Genomic DNA, 1,002 nt, shown 5'->3' on the forward strand with positions numbered 1-1,002 from the left:
CAGGGACAGTGCCTGATGGGTAGTTTAACTGGGGCGGTTGCCTCCCAAAGAGTAACGGAGGCGCCCAAAGGTTCCCTCAACCTGGTTGGCAATCAGGTGGCGAGTGTAAGTGCACAAGGGAGCTTGACTGTGAGACTGACAAGTCGAGCAGGGACGAAAGTCGGGACTAGTGATCCGGCAGTGGCTTGTGGAAGCGCTGTCGCTCAACGGATAAAAGGTACCTCGGGGATAACAGGCTGATCTTGCCCAAGAGTCCATATCGACGGCATGGTTTGGCACCTCGATGTCGGCTCGTCGCATCCTGGGGCTGGAGTAGGTCCCAAGGGTTGGGCTGTTCGCCCATTAAAGCGGTACGCGAGCTGGGTTTAGAACGTCGTGAGACAGTTCGGTCCCTATCCGCTGCGCGCGCAGGAAATTTGAGAAGATCTATCCCTAGTACGAGAGGACCGGGATGGACGAACCTCTGGTGTGTCAGTTGTTCCGCCAGGAGCACCGCTGATTAGCTACGTTCGGAACGGATAACCGCTGAAAGCATCTAAGCGGGAAGCCGGCTTCGAGATGAGATTTCCATCCCTTCGGGGGAGAGGCTCCCAGCCAGACGACTGGGTTGATAGGCCGGATGTGGAAGACAGGACTAAAGACTGTCGGAGCTGACCGGTACTAATAAGCCGATAACTTGATAATCACTACACTCATACCGTTGTAAAGGCTGGTAGGAGTGGTCAGAGATTGCTTGCGTCCACTTTGTGGTTCCCAGAAGACGGGCACCCCGCATCCTCCTTCGGGAGGAGCGGAACAATTGAATACACGCACGGCGTGTAACCCAGATTTGACCATGTGCCCTCGGGTGCGTGTGTCGCCAGGGTTACGGCGGCCATAGCGAGAGGGAAACGCCCGGTCACATTCCGAACCCGGAAGCTAAGACTCTCAGCGCCGATGGTACTGCAGGGGGGACCCTGTGGGAGAGTAGGACACCGCCGGACACCATTCACGATGGCCACC

General features: G+C 57.0%; 2 rRNA genes. Both read left to right on the plus strand.

Features of this window, described 5'->3' with window-relative positions:
* Positions 1–684, plus strand: a 23S ribosomal RNA gene (locus C5C95_RS17040); the annotation flags it as partial.
* A gap of 182 nt (positions 685–866) precedes the next feature.
* Positions 867–983 (plus strand): 5S ribosomal RNA (rrf, locus tag C5C95_RS17045).
* Positions 984–1,002 lie beyond the last annotated feature (19 nt).

Origin of the sequence: Rathayibacter sp. AY1B7 (genome assembly GCF_002932735.1) — a bacterium.
Taxonomy (GTDB): domain Bacteria; phylum Actinomycetota; class Actinomycetes; order Actinomycetales; family Microbacteriaceae; genus Rathayibacter.